The organism is Streptomyces xantholiticus (genome assembly GCF_014651015.1).
In the GTDB taxonomy this organism is placed as follows: domain Bacteria; phylum Actinomycetota; class Actinomycetes; order Streptomycetales; family Streptomycetaceae; genus Streptomyces; species Streptomyces xantholiticus.
In genome coordinates, this window is record NZ_BMWB01000080.1 from 1 (window position 1) to 508 (window position 508).

Annotated in this window: 1 rRNA gene; it reads right to left on the minus strand. The window is 59.4% G+C overall.

Annotated features, from left to right (window positions below):
* Positions 1-441: ribosomal RNA gene (locus IE198_RS34815) — 23S ribosomal RNA — on the minus strand; the annotation flags it as partial.
* Positions 442-508 lie beyond the last annotated feature (67 nt).

The following is a 508-nucleotide window of genomic DNA, read 5'->3' on the forward strand; positions in this document are numbered from 1 at the left end:
AGCCGCATGAATTTCAGCTACGGGGGTCTTACCCTCTACGCCGGACCTTTCGCATGTCCTTCGCCTATCCATACGGTTTCTGACTCGTCCCACGGCCGGCAGACCGCAGAAGAGAGATCCCACAACCCCGTATGCGCAACCCCTGCCGGGTATCACACGCATACGGTTTGGCCTCATCCGGTTTCGCTCGCCACTACTCCCGGAATCACGGTTGTTTTCTCTTCCTGAGGGTACTGAGATGTTTCACTTCCCCTCGTTCCCTCCACACTGCCTATGTGTTCAGCAGCGGGTGACAGCCCATGACGACTGCCGGGTTTCCCCATTCGGAAACCCCCGGATCAAAGCCTGGTTGACGGCTCCCCGGGGACTATCGTGGCCTCCCACGTCCTTCATCGGTTCCTGGTGCCAAGGCATCCACCGTGCGCCCTTAAAAACTTGGCCACAGATGCTCGCGTCCACTGTGCAGTTCTCAAGCAACGACCAGCCACCCATCACCCCGCCGCTCACG